The following is a 17026-nucleotide window of genomic DNA, read 5'->3' on the forward strand; positions in this document are numbered from 1 at the left end:
TTCAACTATTTGGGAGATAGTTGAAGGTTGGAAGTATAGAGAAGTGTGTTTGCGACGTTAGGCCGATGATAAAGCTCTATTACTTTTTCATTTCGATGAAACGTCTGAGGCTGGGGAAAAAGCCCAGGGCCACTTCACAGAGTTCGTGTCAACATCTCAGCGCAGTGGTTGATTGCTCTAACAATCTGGGAGATTGTTAGAGGTAGGAAATAAAACAAATGAAGTTTGTGTCTTAACAGTCCAGTGGACTATTTTAGCCCGAGCCAACTGCTTGGAAGTGAGGGGAATTCTTTTTAGATTGGTCGAGTTCTGTCCCACTCCCATCAGCAACTTTGAGAAGTGGCTTTGGACTTGAGCCTAGCTACTTCATTTTTTATTTCAATACAGTCATTCCTTGACAAGAACTTTGGTAAACGAAAGGCTTTCAGTCAATTAAAAGTAATAGGAATTAAAGATGAGGGGTGGAAGGTCGAACTCTGAGAAGCGGGTACAGGGCTATTTGCCTATCCACTTAATCTCCAATTGTCCCATAACTTTTTGAGATATCCTAATTTTGATGTACATTAAGCATCAGAATCATGTTGGGATCTGTTATTGGAGCACATAAAAAACAGGCTTAGCCTGTTTTTTATGTGCTCCATTGATTCATGAGGGATATTTATTCAATCTTGCTAAGTACAGTATAGATATGAGGTTCTGATATGAAATCATATGTAGCTTCTACTTCTGGATCTGCAGGATTTCCCCACATAATGACTTTGAATTGTCCATCCTCTAGGATAAATCCCGGTGCGATACGGCCCCCTAATCCAGTGATTCCTGGAAGGAGGGCAGAATACTCGCCTTCGGCACCGCGAATAATATAGTGGTTTGGAGAGTATTCTACCAAATCGGTAATATATGCAGTATATGTTTGAATGAGGTAGTCGCCTTCTTCGTCTTCGCTTAGACGAAAATCTTCATAAGTAGTTATGGTACCATCAGAGTTGACAGTAACTTCTATATTCCGTGCTTGAAGACTAGTCCCTTGCCATTTTCCAACTAATTCATTTGGAATACCTGTAGCTGGCAATGTCTGTAGCTGTGTCTGGGTAGTTTGGCTACTTAGTACGTTTTCTTGTGTTTGTGAACTGTGTGTTTGTTCACTTTGTTGAGATTGTCCTGCTGAAGTACTTGTTTCGGCTGTAGCTTCTATTGAGGTAGAGCTCGAGAGGGTGTCGCTGGTTTTTGTTGTAAGCTCTACACTTTTACTTGATGAAGGAGTTACCTGGCTTTCTTGCGTTTTTGATGCGCAAGCTGTTAAAAGGCAGGTTACAGAAAGCAACAATACTGAGTAGTTGAATATCTTTTTCATTTGACTGACCTCCGTTTATACATTCCATTTATAAATAGAGTATAGCAAATAAAAACAAGTCCGTCAACATAATTTTGTAATATTTGTAATATTTTTGTAACAAAAGAAATATATTTGTTACTTAGAGCTGAAAAACTCCTCGATATCTGTTTGCTGGATACCAATCATGGGATCGATGGTTAGCAGGTTGTCCACAGTCAGAATAAATTCTCTGGGTTGGGGACTTGCTTTTTCTGGCTGGTCTTGGTCAAGAAGGGACAATTGCTGGCTGTTTTTTGTTACTGGCTCTGTTTGTTTTGGCTTATCCGATTGAGCAGGTGGCTGGGTTGGCGTGGCTATGGATGTTTTACTTTCATTGTTTTCAGTCAGGCTTTCCTTGCTGTCCTGCTCTGCTATTTCCCCTTGGAAACGTGGGACCAGGTAGGTTTTGCGAAGGGTGCCGGCGTTTTTGACGGCGTAGTCGAAGGCGGAGATTTCGCCTAGGAGGATGAGCTTGCTCTTGGAGCGGGTGATGGCGGTGTAGACCAGGTTGCGCTGGAGCATGCGGTGGCTGGTGCGGGTGATGGGAAGGATGACAACCTGAAACTCGCTACCTTGGGACTTGTGGATGGACATGGCATAGGCCAGGGTAATTTTGTACCACTCATTGCGGGGATAGGTGACCTCGCTACCATCGAAGTTGATGGTAATCTCGTCCTGCTTGGAGTCGGTATACTTGGCAGGCAGAAGGTCGGTGATGTAGCCCAAATCACCATTGAAGACATTGGCCTCGGCATCGTTGACTAGGTGGATGACTCGGTCGCCTTGGCGGAAGGCTTGCTCGTTGTGGAGGAATTCCAGCTCTCCGTCTTCTAGGGGATTGAGCAGGGCCTGGGTCATGGTGTTAAGTTGGTCAATGCCTGCGGCCCCACGGTACATGGGGGCGAGGATTTGTACCTCGTTTGCAGGGATACCTGACTTGATAGCTGCGCCGACAATGCGTTCAATCAGGGCTGGAATTTGTTCGTTTTGCGCTTCAAAATAGGAGCGGTCAGCCTTTTTCTCACGGAAATCGCTAGGTAGAGCTCCTTGGCGGATTTGGCTGGCTAGGGTAACAATAGTCGAATCATCGGATTGACGGTAGATGCGTTCCAGAGTGATGCTCGGAAGCTTGTCAATTTTCAAGAGGTCAGCTAGGACCTGACCGGGACTGACAGATGGTAATTGCTCCGCATCTCCGACAATCAGAACTTGGGTCTGGGAGGAGATGTTCTGGAAGAGCTGGTTTGCCAACCAAGTATCTACCATAGAAAACTCATCCACGATGATAAAGTCGGCCTCCAAATAATCATCACGGTAGGATTCTTCTTGTCCTTCTACCAGACCGAGATGGCGGTGGATGGTGGCGGAAGGCAAACCTGTCAATTCATTCATCCGTCTGGCTGCTCGTCCAGTTGGAGCGGCTAGGAGGACAGGGCATTCTTCTCGGTTGCGAGTCAGGTCAATCTTATGCAAGATGGCATAGACCGCGATAATACCGTTGATAACCGTTGTTTTTCCAGTCCCTGGTCCGCCGGTCAGAATGAAAAGCGGATTTGTAATGGCTTGAACGATGGCTTCTTTTTGAATGTCATCGTAGGTCAGGGAAGACATGCTTTCAAGCTCTGCTATGGCAGCCTCAACGTCTGCGCGTGGGAAGGGCTTGAAACCATTTTTCCCCATCAGGCGGGTCAGGTTTTTATGGATACCATGTTCGGCAAAGTAGAGGCTGTTGTCAAAAATCTTTGTGCCTTCTTGCTGTACCTTGTCGTCTGCAATCAGTCCCGTCAACTCGTGGGCAACTGCGGCAGGGTCCAGCTCTGTATGGCGGGATTTTTCCAGCAGTTCAAGGGTAGCTTCCAGCAAGTCTCTGGCCTCCACATAGGTATCGCCTGTTTCCATGGAGCGATGAATGAGACTAAAGAGCATGCCAGCTCGAAAGCGTTGGGGTGAATCACTGGCAATTCCCAGGTTTTCCGCAATCCTATCGGCAATGGTGAAACCGAGCCCTTGGACGTCTTCAACCAGTTGATAGGGATTTTCTTCAATCATCTGGAGTGTTTTTTCCTTATACTGGTCTTGGATTTGAAAGGCCAATTTATTGGGAATGCCATACTCGGCTAGTTTTGCCAAGATCAACTCGGTTCCATAATTGAGGCGGAGTTTTTCGACAAATGCCTGCCTGTTCTTGCTTGATAGGCCTGTGATTTGGGTCAATTTTTCTGGTTCAGCTAAAATCTTATCAATGGTATCTTCGCCATAGAGCTCAACGATTTTTTCAGCCGTTTTGCGTCCAATTCCCTTGAAATGGTCACTGGAGAAATATTTGACAAGTCCGGCAGAAGTGGGCTTGCTGCGTTCGTAACGCGAAATTTGCAGCTGTTGACCATACTTGGGATGGGTGACCAGATTGCCATAGAAACGATAGTCTTCTCCTTCGATGACATCGGCAATCGTTCCGGTCACAATAATTTCGTAGTCGTCATATTCTGCGTCAGTTTCCTCGATTTCAAGGAGAAGGATTTTATAAAAATTACTAGGATTTTCAAAAATAATCCGGTCAATAGTACCGGTAAAATAAACTTCATTCATAGAAAATAGTTCCTAAAATAGTGAAAAGGGAGTGGGAAAGAACTCGCATAGACCAAAAAGAGTTCCCCTCACTTCCAAATATGCAGGTTCGGGCTAAAATAGTCCACTGGACTATTTTACTCCCAACCCGCACAGCTCCAACAGTCAGAGTAGTGACTGTTGGAGGTTGGAAATGAAGCGAACCCGTTCGCATCAGCCATATAGGTCAGATTTTGAGTGTAAAACACGAATAAATCTGCCAATCAACCACTGCGCTGGGATGTTGACACGAACTCTGAGAAGTGGTACTGTGCTTTTTGCTCCAAACTTGTTTTTGTTATACTCATTGAAAATCAAAAATAGCCTAGAAACGAAGCCGATGATAGAACTCTGTTACTGTCTTGTTTCAAGGTAACAGGCTGAAAAGCTCCACCGGAGCTTTTCACTTATCAAGGCTCTTGACAACGGATAATTTTGATTTTCGAAGAGTATTAATCGACAGTCCCAATACGGTTGAGAGGCCACATCCGAAAGACAACTTCTCCTTTGATGTTTTCACGGGAAAATGTTCCTACACTACGGCTATCAAGTGAGACAAGGCGGTCATCTCCCATCAGGTAGTATTGTCCTTCTGGGACTGTCACGGTAAAGTCTACGTAACCATTGGCATCCTGTGTAAAGGCCTCGGCAGATTGTGCAACGGCCTGGAATTGTTTGTTGTAAGAATAGACTTCTTGAAGTTTATCTTTCTGGAATGCAGTGAGATATTCATCTAAGTAAGGCTCGTCCACTTTTTGGTCGTTAACATAGAGGACATCGTTTTCGTAGCGAATGGTATCTCCAGGCATACCGATTACACGTTTGACAATTAATTTTTCGTCACCATTACTGTCTGTCTCGCTAGCAACAACAATATCGAAACGGTCGATTGATGTTGTTTTCAACATAATCAATTTTTCTTGGTGTTGAAGCGTCGGGTCCATGGAATGCCCGTCAACTGAAACTGGATTCCAGATATAATATCGACTGGCGAACACAGCTACGATAAATAAGATAAAGAATCCCCATTCGGCAATGAATTTCATGAATGGAGAACGATTGGTACCTTTTCTAATTCCCATGAATTTATTTTCCTTATTTCAATAATTTTTGTGCTTTTTGCGTATTGGCAAAGTGGAGTTTGGCAGTTTGGTTGAGACCAGCCATACCATATTGTTTTAAGATGCTTGCTGCGACTTGGTCGGATTTACTGCCAGCTCCAGACGGTAGTTGCATCCCAACTAGTTGACCAAGCTGGACAAGATTTTCTAAAAACATAGCTCTAGCAATAATAGAAGATACTGCCACAGCCAGATACTTGCCCTCAGCCTTTTCTTCTAGAGTGACGGGGTTGGCAAATTGATTGGCTTCCTTCTTCAAGTACTTTTGATAATTTTGACTGGAAGTAAAAGCGTCAATGACAATCTTCTCAGGCTGGACACCCTTTTGTAAGAGTAGGAAAATAGCCTGATTGTGTAGGGCAACTTTGACAGATACTGCATTATAGCCTTGCTCGATGACTTCGTTGTATTTTTTTGGTGACAATAGCAGAGCTTGGTGGGGGATTTTCTCTTTTAAGAGAGGGGCGATTTGGCAGATTTTTTGGTCTGTCATTTTCTTGGAATCATCCACACCAAGCGACTTGAGAAAGGCATGGTCTTCTGGGCGGACAAAACTTGCAACGACTGCCAAACCTCCAAAATAAGACCCGTTTCCAACCTCATCTGTCCCAATCATGGGCAGGTTTTGACCAGGTATGGTCGTCTGTCCAGACTTTTCTGGCTCATAGCCCCAGAGCCCTGCTTCCTGCTCTGCCATTTCCCCCTGAAAAACGACTTTTCCAGAAGTGTAGATGGACAGGCTGGCACCGGTCAGTTTGAAAAATGCTTCTATGTAAGGATTTTTGCTGGTCTGCCGATAGCGGTCATAGTGAGCCATCATGGCTTGTTTTTGCTGGGCAGATGCCTTTAGTACAACGGTATTCATGTTCTTATTGTAACACAAATGCTAGTTAGAGTGTGCAGAAAAGGGTGGAATTTACTATAATGGGAAAAGAAAGAGAGGATGTATAATGACTGAAAAAATGCAGTATAAATGGGCGACTCTGGGAACAGGTGTCATTGCCAACGAATTGGTTCAGGCCTTGCAGGCTATGGGAGGAAATCTTTATTCGGTGGCTAACCGTACCTATGAAAAGGGTGTGGAATTTGCGCAAAAATATGGCATCGAGAAAGTTTACCAGGAAATCGATGATGTGTTTGAGGATCCTGAAGTAGACATTATCTATATTTCTACACCGCACAATACCCATATCAATTATTTGAGAAAGGCCTTGAAGGCTGGAAAGCATGTCCTCTGTGAAAAGTCTATTACGCTTAATTCAGAAGAATTAGCAGAAGCCATTCAACTGGCAGAAGAAAATCAGGTTATCCTGGCAGAAGCCATGACCATTTTCCATATGCCAATCTATCGTCAGTTGAGCCAAGTGGTTGCCAGTGGCAAGCTTGGGGATTTGAAGATGATTCAGATGAACTTTGGCAGCTACAAGGAATACGACATGACCAACCGCTTTTTCAATAAAAACTTGGCAGGCGGTGCCCTCTTGGATATTGGTGTCTACGCTCTGTCATTTGTCCGTTGGTTTATGACTGAAAAGCCTAGCCAGGTCTTGTCCCAGGTAAAATTGGCTCCGACAGGTGTGGACGAGCAGGTAGGGATTTTGCTCAGCAATGATGTAGGGGAAATGGCGACCATCGCCCTGACCCTCCATGCCAAACAGCCAAAACGTGGAACGATTGCCTATGACAAGGGCTATATCGAACTCTACGAGTATCCTCGTGGTCAGAAGGCAGTCATTACCTACACAGAAGATGGTAGTCAAGAGGTAATCGAAGCGGGCGAGACAGCCAAGGCTCTTTCTTATGAAGTGGCGGATATGGAAAAAGCTGTCGCAGGCATCGAAAATACCATGCACCTAGCCTACACCCAAGATGTCATGGACATTATGACCCAACTCCGCAAAGAATGGGGCTTGGTTTATCCTGAAGAGGTGTAGTAACGAATTCGAATCTGTATTTTGGTTCAGGCCAGTAAACGGGAGCCTCATAAATAGTTTCTGATTAGCCATTTGCTGGTATTACTTTTTCAGAAAATGGGGAGGTCAATCTAGAAATATACAAATACACAGAAATCTTGTGTAGTAATCATATAATCAAACGCATAAAATCAATGTTACAGGCAACATGATTCTATGCGTTTTTGTGAATTGTAGAATTCTTACTTCTTTAGTGAATAATTTGTAAACGACCATTGATAAGAATTTACAAAGAAATTACAATCTATACTTAGATATTTTACGTAATTTTCATTGGAATTTGATGAAAATGGGTTAGACTAATTTTGGACTTAAGTCTGAATAATACCAAGGAGTTTTAAATGAAAAAGAAATCTACCTATCTTCAATGTGCAAGGATCTTGTTGGCTACTTCAGTGCTTCTTTTAGCAGCTTGCAGTAACCAAGCAAGTGTAAAATTAGATACTGAAGCTGTTAATGATGCAGCTTTAGCTGAGCAGACAGCGAATGGAAAAACAGTAGCCCTTTATGATACTAGTAGGGCTAAAACAGAGGATTATTCCAAGGTAAATGAAAATCAGGCCAAGTATGTTTTTCTTTTCATCGGAGATGGAATGGGGGTTACTCCGGTAACAGCTGCAGAGAATTATCTAGGCTATACCCAGACCAATAAGGGAGGAATTTACCCAGATAGGATGAATTTTACAGAGATGCCAGTTGTTGGTATGAAGACTCAATTCGACTGCCACTCTTTTATTCCAGACTCAGCTTCAACAGCGACTGCGTTTGGGACAGGAATAAAAACTCAAACGGATACGGTGGGGCTTTCTGGAGACTTTAGTCAATCTGCAGATTCAGTGGCAGAAAAGGCTAAGCGAGCAGGTAAAGCTGTCGGTATCATTTCCTCCGTGACTTTAAACCATGCAACACCTGCTGCATTTTATGCTAATGTAGAATCACGTAATTCATATTATGATATTGGCTTGCAAATGGCAGAGACAGACTTTGATTTTTTTGGTGGAGGTTCTCTCAAGCATCGAACAGGGAAGGAAAAAGATCAAAAAGACCTATATACCATTTTAGAAGAACATGGCTATACTATCGCAGATACCAAACAAGAAGCTGAGCAAATTACAGCAGATTCAAAGAAAGTGTATATGGTAGCTGAGGACTTGCAGGATGATGGTGCCATGACATATGCTATTGACCAAAACAGTGATAGCCAAACCTTGAAAGATATCGTGGACAAAGGTATTGAAGTACTGTCAAATGATCCAGAAGGTTTCTTTATGATGGCAGAATCAGGGAAAATAGACTGGGCAGAGCATGCCAATGACGCAGTGACCACAATGGAAGAGGTCATTCAGTTTCAAGAAGCAATCCAGTCTGCAGTGGATTTTTACAATGAACATCCAGACGATACCTTGATTGTGGTAACTGCAGACCATTCTACAGGTGGTTTCACCATAGGAAATGGTTCTACTGGGTATGAGACCTATTTTGACCTCTTAACAAATCAAAAAGGTTCACAAGTTGCTTTCCAAGAGAAGGTAAAAAGTGCTCTTGAGACCAATCCAAATCTTTCATTTGAAGAATTTGCATCTCAGATTACAGCATTCTTCGGTCTAGTTCTTGATCCTGATGCTCCAGCAGAAATAGGTACAGAAGCAACAGTTGAAGCCTATAAGGCGCAACAGGAGAGCAATCGCTTGATTTGCTCGCAAGAGGAATACCAGGAACTCAAAACTACTTTTGAAGAAAGTAAGAAGGCAAGTGAGGAACAAAAAGTCCAGTATGGTGGCTATGATCCAGTTTCCATTACAGCTACCCATATTTTAGATAAAAAAGCGGGATTAGCTTGGACAACGACGGCCCATGCGGGTGAAAAAGTACCAGTCTATGCTATGGGTTCTGGGGCCTATATGTTTGACGGGGAATTTGATGATACGGATGTCGCAGTTCGCTTGGGAGAAGCAATGGGCTTTAATGGAGAGGTAGCAGGTCCGAAAGACCAGATGGAAACAGAAACCAAGAAACCTGTTGGTGTTGGCCTCATTCCTCCTGCTTCAGGAAATGAATAATGTTAGCTTATGCTCAAGCACAGGCTACTAGTCAGACTCGGGATCAACATTTTAGTGGAGTGCTTGATTAGTCTGGAGAATTAAACAGCTTTAGGGGAATTGTTTCAGTTAATTACCTTGAAATTTACAAGCGACCAGAGAAAGTCCGGACCTAGATACTAGGAAGTGAGGGGAACACTCTTGGTCTGGGCGAGTTCAGTCCTTATTCCAAAATCTCTTCGTTTCTTAAGTTCATGTGACAATTTCATGACAGAATCTGTTCCTAGATTACAGAGTGAAAACATTTTGTTAAAAGACAAATTTGTGCCTTGTTTTTTAGTTTTGATTTAGGTAATATAGTACCATCAGAAAAGTAAAGGAATAGAAAATGAAACGTAAGAGAACGAATAAACCACAATATATGCGTCGCAAGAGAAAAACACCTGTTTTGGAGGCAAATAAGAAGGTACTTTACACATCTTCGTTGGCCTTATCATTATTTGCTACTGGACTTACAGCTCCTGCTGTTCTTGCTTTGGACTGGACTCCTCGTAGCGTAAGTGAAATTAGCCAAGAAATCGAAGATAAAGGTGGAAAATTAACCTATACTGTAAAATATGGTGATACCCTAAGTGCGATTGCCGAGGCTATGAATATTGATTTGGATATTTTAGCTCAGATTAACCAAATTGCAGATGTGAATTTGATTTTCCCTGATACAGTTTTGACTACTACGGTTGATCAAAATCATCAAGTAACGCAAATTGAAATTCAAGCACCAGTACAAGAAGAGGTTGCTGAAAATACTGTGCAAGCAACAGTCAATATTGCGGCTAATGAAATTACAGTAGATGATACAGTTATCCCACTCGAATCAACAGAGACACCTACTTCATCTGTTTCAGTAGAGGAAGCACCAGTCACAGAAGCTAAAGCTGCTGAAACCCCAGTAGAGGAAGCTCCAGTTGCAGAAACTCCGGCTGCTGAAACTCCAGTAGAGGAAGCACCAGTCACAGAAGCACCAGTTGCTGAAACCCCAGTAGAGGAAGCACCAGTCACAGAAACTCCGGCTGCTGAAACCCCAGTAGAGGAAGCACCTGTCGCAGAAACTCCAGTTGCTGAAACCCCAGTAGTAGAAGCCCCTGTGACTCCTACACCAGCCACGTCAACTGCAACAACAGTTGCTACGGTTTCGACAACTTCATCAAGCACTAGTTCATATGATGTTGGACTCCAACCTCAGGTTGCAGCATTTCGAGCTGAAGTAGCTAATGCCTTTGGGATTACGTCATTCTCAGGTTACCGTGCGGGTGACACAGGGGATCATGGTAAAGGATTGGCAATTGACTTTATGGTTCCTCAAAGTTCGGCTTTGGGTGATCAGGTCGCTGCATATGCTGTGGCTAATTTAGCATCGAAAAATATTAGTTATATCATTTGGAAACAACGTTTCTACTCACCTTATGCTAGTATTTATGGACCAGCATATACATGGAACCTCATGCCAGATCGTGGAAGTATTACGGAAAACCACTATGATCATGTTCATGTGTCATTTAATGGATAGTTATAAAACACATCTGTGAACATATTTAATTGTCAATAAAGTTATTGAAATTGATTACATTATAAAACGCATAAAATCAATGTTTATTTAACAGGATTTTATGCGTTTTTTTGTGTGATGAGAAACTCCAATATTTTTAAAATTATTAAAATAGTCTGACGTTTATTGTATGTTTCTGTCATTATTATATAGAGGTTTTAATACAGTGCACAATATAACAAGAGAATATCCTAAACAAGCTATGGGTGAAACATCAATTCCGTACTCTCCTCCGAACCAAAAAGAATTTTCTTGAAATTGGATGATAGAGGTTGAAAAATTCCACAAGGCATGAACACAGAAACTCGTAATAATTGTGCCTGTTTGAAAAGTGGCTAGTGAGAATAAAATACCAACCAATGTTCCTGCGAATATCAATTGTATAGCAGTTACAAGATTGACTGCACCATTTAGCAAGTGAGCAATTCCAAAAAAGACAGACGGTCCTAGAATTGCAACTTTTCGTGAAAAAGTTTGTTCTAACAGATACATCATGATACCTCGAAAACATAATTCTTCAACGATTGGTGCTGCAATGGCTCCCATTAAGATAGTTGTTGAGAAATCATCAGTTATTGATATTTTTCCGCCTAGTAAAAATAATATTAATATTACAGAGAGCGGAAGTAGAATAGCAGAGATAATCCAAAATCGACCTGGATTAGCAAGGTTTAGTCGAAAATTTCCTAAAGTAATCCCGAGACGAGAGGCTAGCCACTTGGTAAATATATAATAAATAAATATGTAAAGCCCTGCCGAAAGTACAGTTGTTAATATATTGTTCCCAAATACCAGTCGCGGAATGGAAGCAATCAGGCCACTGGTCATCATGCCCCAAAATGCAAGTGCACAAAGACCGATACTTCTTAGTTTAGTAAGGGATTTCATTCTTTTGTCCTCCAAGCTTTGTAGAAAGATTTGATGCGATTGAAAGGATAGTGTCGTTGATAATAGGACACTTCATCTTTTCAAAAATTTCTTTTAAGAATAAGAGTTTTCTGCAAAATTCATCGGCAGTCAATTCAGAGATTCGTAGACCGATTACGAGATTGAAATAAATGACCAATAATTCAGTCATTTCTTCTGGAAAATTAGTTGGAATACTCCCGTCCACTATTCCTTGGTCCATCACTTCTTGAAATTTAGGAATAAGAAGCTTGTAGGAGAGATCATATTGTTGAGCTAAAATACTGGGACTTTTTAAGGTTATTTGTGATGCCTGTAAAAATGATAATTTTTCAAAGTCTGATAGAGAAACTTTGAGTGCATATTGAATTTTCTCAATAGCGGAATCTCCTTGCCATTCTGTCGAAAATAATTCTTCATCGGCCCCACCTATTAATGCATCGAGAATGGCTTCTTTAGAGGAAAAGTGGTGATAAACTGCTCCTTTCGTCATACCGCCCAACTGAGCAATAATATCGGAAAGACTTGTTTTGTCATAACCTTTGTCTAAAAATAATTTTTTTGCAACGTCAAGAATTCGTTGCCTGCTTTCTTCTGGGTATTTATTTTTTGCCATAAATTTCTCCAAACATTATACATACCATCGGTATGTATAATGTATCATAGAACTCCCTATTTTACAATAGAGAGTTTCAAACCCTTATTTCCCCCAAATTGCTACTGCTTGATAAGGTTTGAGAGTTATTGTTTTGCCTAGATTACTATCAGGGTAGTTGCTAATCAGGACGGTTCCCTTTACGTAGTTGTCCATTAGTTCTATTTCAACCTCTTCTGGGAAGAAATTGTTTAGAACGAGCAGTTTTTCTCCATTTAACAAGCGCTCGAAGGCATAAACCTTGTTACTTTCATGATAGGCAGCTCGGTAATCACCTTCGGAAATGATAGGGAGTTCTTTTCGGAGTCGAATCAACTCTTGGTAGAAGGTGAAGATTGGGCCATTTTTTTCATTTTCAACGTTTATCGTTGGGTAGGATTTGCCAGCTTTTAGCCAAGGTGTAGCTGTTGAAAATCCGGCATTTTCGCTAGCATCCCATTGCATAGGTGTGCGAGAATTATCACGGGATTTTGCTTGAATAATTTTAAAGGCTTGTTCTGGACTCTTGCCTTGATCCAAAAGCATTTGGTAGGCATTGATAGATTCCACGTCAATATAATCATCCATGCTATTGTAATCAGGGTCAATCATGCCGATTTCTTCTCCCATATAGATGTAAGGAGTTCCTCGAGAAAGATGGATGGATGCAGCTAACATCGTCGCTCCTTCATTGCGGAAGTTTTCTATATCCACAAAGCGATTGAGGGCGCGTGGTTGATCGTGATTGTTGTAGAAAAGTGCGTTCCAGCCATTTCCGACTGACATCTCTTCGCCCCAAGTGTGGAAGAGGCGTTTGAGTTCCTCAAAGTCAAAGTCCTTTATGGTCCACTTTTGACCATCTTTGTAATCCACTTTCAGGTGGTGGAAGTTGAAGGCCATGGACAACTCTTCACGCTCAGGTGCTGTATATAATATACAGTTGTCAATGGTAGTCGCTGACATTTCACCGACTGTCATAAACCCTTCTTCACTACCGAAGGTTGCATTGTTCATCATTTTGAGATAGTCGTGGGTGATGGGCCGGTCTGTGTAGGCTGGTTTTCCATCATTAATAGGACAGTCTTCTAAGACTTCGTCTTTACCAATCAAGTTAATTACATCGAATCGGAAGCCTTTAACGCCTTTGTCTTTCCAGAAATTGACCACCTTAAAGAGTTCTTCACGGACATGGGGATTCCGCCAGTTGAGGTCCGCTTGGGTGACGTCAAAAAGGTGCAGATAGTATTTTCCAGTGTCTCCGAAAGGAGCCCAGGCATTTCCACCAAACTTAGAAACCCAGTCAGTGGGTTGGTCTCTCAAGATAAAGAAGTCCTGGTAGTATTTGTCGCCAGCCAAGGCTTTTTGGAACCATTCGTGGTCTGTTGAGCAGTGGTTAAGGACCATATCCAGCATGAATTCAATACCTAATTCCTGACCAACGGCTACCATCTCTTCAAAGTCCTCCATTGTACCAAAATCAGGGTTTACTGCGGTATAGTCTGATATATCATAGCCGTTATCTCGTTGTGGACTTGGATAGAAAGGGTTGAGCCAAATCATATCAATGCCTAGCTCTTTTAGATAAGGAAGTTTTTCGATAATCCCCCGTAGATCTCCGACACCATTTCCAGTTGTGTCCTTGTAAGATTTTGGGTAGATTTGATAAACTACTTTACGCTTGTCTATTGTCATTTCGCTCTCTCTTTCTTGTTTTTCTTGGTTAATAAGCAATGATAGGAGGTGCAAGCTATCTTGCGCCCTCCTAGAAGATTAATTATTTGTAATTGTCAGAATGGTCTCGCCTTGTGTGATTGTACGAGGAAGATTTCCGATAACTTGTGTGTCAAAGTCAGTTTGATTTGTCACAACGATAGGTGTTTCAGCGACTAGACCAGCAGCATTGATGACTGCGATGTCGAAGTCAATTAGAAGGTCGCCAGCTTTCACTTTGTCACCTTGTTTGACATGGGCTGTAAAGCCTTTTCCTTCTAAACCAACAGTATCCATACCGATGTGCATCAGCAGTTCAACACCAGTTGAAGTTGTAATACCAATCGCGTGGAAAGTTGGGAAGAGTACAGAGACCTCCCCGTCTACAGGAGCGAAAAGCTTGCCTTCACTCGGGTCAATTACAATTCCTTTTCCCATCACACCAGATGAAAATACTGGATCAGTAGCTTGTGATAAGTCTTTTGCTTCACCAGTTAGCGGACTAATAAGCTGGATTGGTGTGTCAGCAACAGTCGAAGGAGCAGAAGCAACTTCTTGTGCAGCTTGCAGTTTTTCGTCTTCTGCTTTAGTTAAAATACCTGCTTTACGGAAGAAGAGAGTTAATACAAATGGTACTGCAATCGCCACAGCCATCGCAAAAGTAAATGGTAACCAGTAAGGACCTTGGATTGAAAGGATGCCAGGCAGTCCCCCAACACCAATTGCGTTTGCTTGGACATTGAAAGTAACTGAAACTAGAGCCGCAAGACCGGAACCAATCATACCAGCGACAAATGGATATACATATTTAACGTTTACACCAAAGAGAGCAGGTTCGGTTACACCGAGGTAGGCAGAAATAGTTGCTGGTAGAGAAATCTCTGCTTCACGCTCATTTTTACGATTTCTCCAATAGTAAGCGAGAACCGCAGAACCTTGTGCAATGTTTGAAAGAGCAATCATTGGCCAAAGACCAGTACCGCCAGTATCAGCTACCAATTGAGTATCAATTGCATTCGTCATGTGGTGGAGTCCAGTGATAACCAATGGAGCATAAAGAGTACCAAAAATTAAACCAAAGAGCCATTTTACAGGACCAGTCAATCCAGCTAAAACAATTGTCGAAATCCATTGACCGATTGTCCAGCCAATTGGTCCTAGGACAGTATGTGCTAGAATAATTGCAGGAATAAGAGAAAGGAACGGCACAAGAATCATAGAAACAACTTCTGGAATGCGTTTACGCCAGAAAATTTCTAGATAAGAGAGTGATAGACCTGCAAGTAAGGCTGGGATAACCTGAGCTTGGTAACCGATACGGTTGATTGTGAAACTACCAAAATTCCATACCCAATCACTAGCAATAGTTGCTGCATCTGTACTTGGTACAGCGTAAGCATTCAGTAATTGAGGAGAAACCAAACAGATACCAAGTACAATACCGAGAATTTGGGTTGTTCCCATTTTACGAGAAACAGACCAAGTAATTCCTACAGGTAAGAAGTGGAAGATTGCCTCACCAGGTAACCATAAGAAATGATTGACACCACTCCAAAATTGAGAAACATCTACAATCGTATTATAACGTGGAGAACCGTCTGGCATGAATTGCTTGACTCCATCAATAACTTGTTGGCCCAACCATTCCATCTGAACGCCTTCTAAGAGGTTACGGAAACCAAGGATAAGACCACCTACGATAATAGCTGGAATAATTGGTGTGAAAATTTCAGCTAACATCGTCATGACACGTTGAATGGCATTTTGATTGCTTTTAGCCGCTGATTTAGCCGCTTCTTTAGATACGCCTTCAATACCAGATACGGCGGTGAAATCATTATAGAAAACCGGCACATCGTTGCCAATGATAACTTGGAATTGACCTGCGTTTGTAAATGTACCTTTTACGGTAGGGATGATTTCAATTGTTTTAACATCTGCTTTGCTTTCATCAGCTAAAACAAAACGCATACGAGTTGCACAGTGTGTTACTGCGGTGACATTTTCTTTTCCGCCTATGGCTTTCAAGAGTTCCTGGGCTTCATGTTGATATTTTCCCATAGTATTTCCTTCTAGATAGCTAAAGAGCTACCAACCTAAATTTTTTCTATATATAAATTAGAAAACTACCAATTTATATAAAAATCTCCGGTATTTGTACGGACAACTACCTTTGCAAGAGATATTGTATACGATTTCATAAAATAATGCAAGCGTTTTTACTCATTTTTTTAAAAAATCTGTTATAATATTCTAGTTGTATGATGTAAAACAGACTAATATAGGAGTATCTCATGAAAAAATATCAAGAAATTTATAATGACTTGAAAGAAAAAATACGAACAAATGTCTACCCTGCTGAAACATCTTTACCAACTGAACAACAACTACAAGAGATGTATGATGTTAGCCGTGACACTGTTCGAAAAGCATTGGCTATTTTAACGGAGCGGGGCATGATTCAAAAGGTTCAAGGAAGAGGTTCACTTGTTTTGAAACAAGAATTATTGAATTTTCCTGTATCTGGGCTCACTTCTTATCAAGAACTATCGGATGCCTTGCAATTACAATCAGTGACGGAAGTTATTGATTTAGAATTGGTTACTGTCAATAGTAATTTGTCTCAATTAACAGGATTTGAACCATTTAGCAAAGTATGGAAAATTGTACGTACACGTTCAATAGATGGAAAAGTTTCTGTTGTAGATACTGATTATTTATCTGCTGCAATTGTGCATTTTATGGATAAAGAGACAGCTAAAGGGTCTATATATGAATACTTGGAAAATACTTTAGAATTGGACATTGCTTACGCTCAGAAAGAAATTACAGTTGAACCAACAAGTTGGGAAGAACGTGAATTGATGCAAACTCAAGATGATTATCTTGTTCTGATAAAATCCAGAGTATATTTAAGTGATACGCAACAATTTCAATATACAGAAAGTAAGCATAAAATAGATAAATTCCGTTTTGTGGACTTTGCTCGTCGAAAACGCTCACTCTAATATGATATTCGCAAAATTCCTCATTTTAGGATATAATAATCATTGAG

The 17026-nt window shown here is 41.5% G+C and carries 12 protein-coding genes; 4 read left to right on the forward strand and 8 right to left on the reverse strand.

Annotated elements, in window-relative coordinates:
• Window positions 1-658: 658 nt before the first annotated feature.
• From K6V43_RS03690 to rnhC, 4 genes are all read right to left on the reverse strand, one after another.
• Window positions 659-1354, reverse strand: coding sequence for a hypothetical protein (locus tag K6V43_RS03690; protein ID WP_024404023.1), 696 nt, complete (start codon window positions 1352-1354; stop codon window positions 659-661).
• 117 nt (window positions 1355-1471) lie between these two features.
• Window positions 1472-3964, reverse strand: coding sequence for an SF1B family DNA helicase RecD2 (gene recD2, locus K6V43_RS03695; RefSeq protein ID WP_222381738.1), 2493 nt, complete (start codon window positions 3962-3964; stop codon window positions 1472-1474).
• A 470-nt stretch (window positions 3965-4434) separates the two neighbouring features.
• The gene (gene lepB, locus K6V43_RS03700; RefSeq protein WP_222381741.1) at window positions 4435-5064 is read right to left on the reverse strand and encodes a signal peptidase I; all 630 of its coding nucleotides are present in this window, start codon (window positions 5062-5064) and stop codon (window positions 4435-4437) included.
• 13 nt (window positions 5065-5077) lie between these two features.
• Window positions 5078-5968: a ribonuclease HIII gene (gene rnhC / locus K6V43_RS03705; protein ID WP_222381744.1), complete on the reverse strand. Its 891-nt coding sequence runs from the start codon at window positions 5966-5968 to the stop codon at window positions 5078-5080.
• An 85-nt stretch (window positions 5969-6053) separates the two neighbouring features.
• Between rnhC and K6V43_RS03710 the strand changes: the two genes are divergently transcribed.
• The 3 genes from K6V43_RS03710 (at window position 6054) to K6V43_RS03720 (ending at window position 10682) form a co-directional block, all read left to right on the forward strand.
• Window positions 6054-7037, forward strand: a complete 984-nt coding sequence (locus K6V43_RS03710; protein ID WP_222381747.1) for a Gfo/Idh/MocA family protein — start codon at window positions 6054-6056, stop codon at window positions 7035-7037.
• Window positions 7038-7417: 380 nt separating this feature from the next.
• Window positions 7418-9136, forward strand: a complete 1719-nt coding sequence (locus tag K6V43_RS03715) for an alkaline phosphatase (RefSeq protein ID WP_222381750.1) — start codon at window positions 7418-7420, stop codon at window positions 9134-9136.
• 427 nt (window positions 9137-9563) lie between these two features.
• Window positions 9564-10682 (forward strand): LysM peptidoglycan-binding domain-containing protein, encoded by a 1119-nt coding sequence (locus tag K6V43_RS03720; protein WP_496108335.1) that lies wholly within the window; start codon window positions 9564-9566, stop codon window positions 10680-10682.
• Between the two features lie 162 nt (window positions 10683-10844).
• Here K6V43_RS03720 and K6V43_RS03725 read toward each other — a convergent pair whose 3' ends face one another.
• The 4 genes from K6V43_RS03725 to treP form a co-directional block, all read right to left on the reverse strand.
• Window positions 10845-11609 (reverse strand): CPBP family intramembrane glutamic endopeptidase, encoded by a 765-nt coding sequence (locus K6V43_RS03725; protein ID WP_222381754.1) that lies wholly within the window; start codon window positions 11607-11609, stop codon window positions 10845-10847.
• Window positions 11593-12243 (reverse strand): TetR/AcrR family transcriptional regulator, encoded by a 651-nt coding sequence (locus tag K6V43_RS03730; protein WP_222381756.1) that lies wholly within the window; start codon window positions 12241-12243, stop codon window positions 11593-11595. The genes K6V43_RS03725 and K6V43_RS03730 overlap by 17 nt, the downstream gene beginning before the upstream one ends.
• 84 nt (window positions 12244-12327) lie before the next feature.
• Window positions 12328-13953 (reverse strand): alpha,alpha-phosphotrehalase, encoded by a 1626-nt coding sequence (gene treC, locus K6V43_RS03735; RefSeq protein ID WP_222381758.1) that lies wholly within the window; start codon window positions 13951-13953, stop codon window positions 12328-12330.
• Window positions 13954-14031: 78 nt separating this feature from the next.
• A complete protein-coding gene (treP, locus tag K6V43_RS03740; protein ID WP_222381760.1) occupies window positions 14032-16032 on the reverse strand; it encodes a PTS system trehalose-specific EIIBC component in 2001 nt (666 codons plus the stop codon).
• 233 nt (window positions 16033-16265) lie between these two features.
• Here treP and treR point away from each other — a divergent pair, with 233 nt between their 5' ends.
• Window positions 16266-16979: a trehalose operon repressor gene (treR, locus tag K6V43_RS03745; protein WP_105127256.1), complete on the forward strand. Its 714-nt coding sequence runs from the start codon at window positions 16266-16268 to the stop codon at window positions 16977-16979.
• Window positions 16980-17026: the final 47 nt, after the last annotated feature.

This window comes from Streptococcus suis, assembly GCF_019794615.1.
Taxonomy (GTDB): domain Bacteria; phylum Bacillota; class Bacilli; order Lactobacillales; family Streptococcaceae; genus Streptococcus; species Streptococcus suis_AI.

What these genes read in the sequence shown, in the direction of transcription:
- K6V43_RS03690 (WP_024404023.1), bottom strand. Translation starts at nt 1,354, where the DNA reads ATGAAAAAGATATTCAACTACTCAGTATTGTTGCTTTCTGTAACCTGC.
- recD2 (WP_222381738.1), bottom strand. Translation starts at nt 3,964, where the DNA reads ATGAATGAAGTTTATTTTACCGGTACTATTGACCGGATTATTTTTGAA.
- lepB (WP_222381741.1), bottom strand. Translation starts at nt 5,064, where the DNA reads ATGGGAATTAGAAAAGGTACCAATCGTTCTCCATTCATGAAATTCATT.
- rnhC (WP_222381744.1), bottom strand. Translation starts at nt 5,968, where the DNA reads ATGAATACCGTTGTACTAAAGGCATCTGCCCAGCAAAAACAAGCCATG.
- K6V43_RS03710 (WP_222381747.1), top strand. Translation starts at nt 6,054, where the DNA reads ATGACTGAAAAAATGCAGTATAAATGGGCGACTCTGGGAACAGGTGTC.
- K6V43_RS03715 (WP_222381750.1), top strand. Translation starts at nt 7,418, where the DNA reads ATGAAAAAGAAATCTACCTATCTTCAATGTGCAAGGATCTTGTTGGCT.
- K6V43_RS03725 (WP_222381754.1), bottom strand. Translation starts at nt 11,609, where the DNA reads ATGAAATCCCTTACTAAACTAAGAAGTATCGGTCTTTGTGCACTTGCA.
- K6V43_RS03730 (WP_222381756.1), bottom strand. Translation starts at nt 12,243, where the DNA reads ATGGCAAAAAATAAATACCCAGAAGAAAGCAGGCAACGAATTCTTGAC.
- treC (WP_222381758.1), bottom strand. Translation starts at nt 13,953, where the DNA reads ATGACAATAGACAAGCGTAAAGTAGTTTATCAAATCTACCCAAAATCT.
- treP (WP_222381760.1), bottom strand. Translation starts at nt 16,032, where the DNA reads ATGGGAAAATATCAACATGAAGCCCAGGAACTCTTGAAAGCCATAGGC.
- treR (WP_105127256.1), top strand. Translation starts at nt 16,266, where the DNA reads ATGAAAAAATATCAAGAAATTTATAATGACTTGAAAGAAAAAATACGA.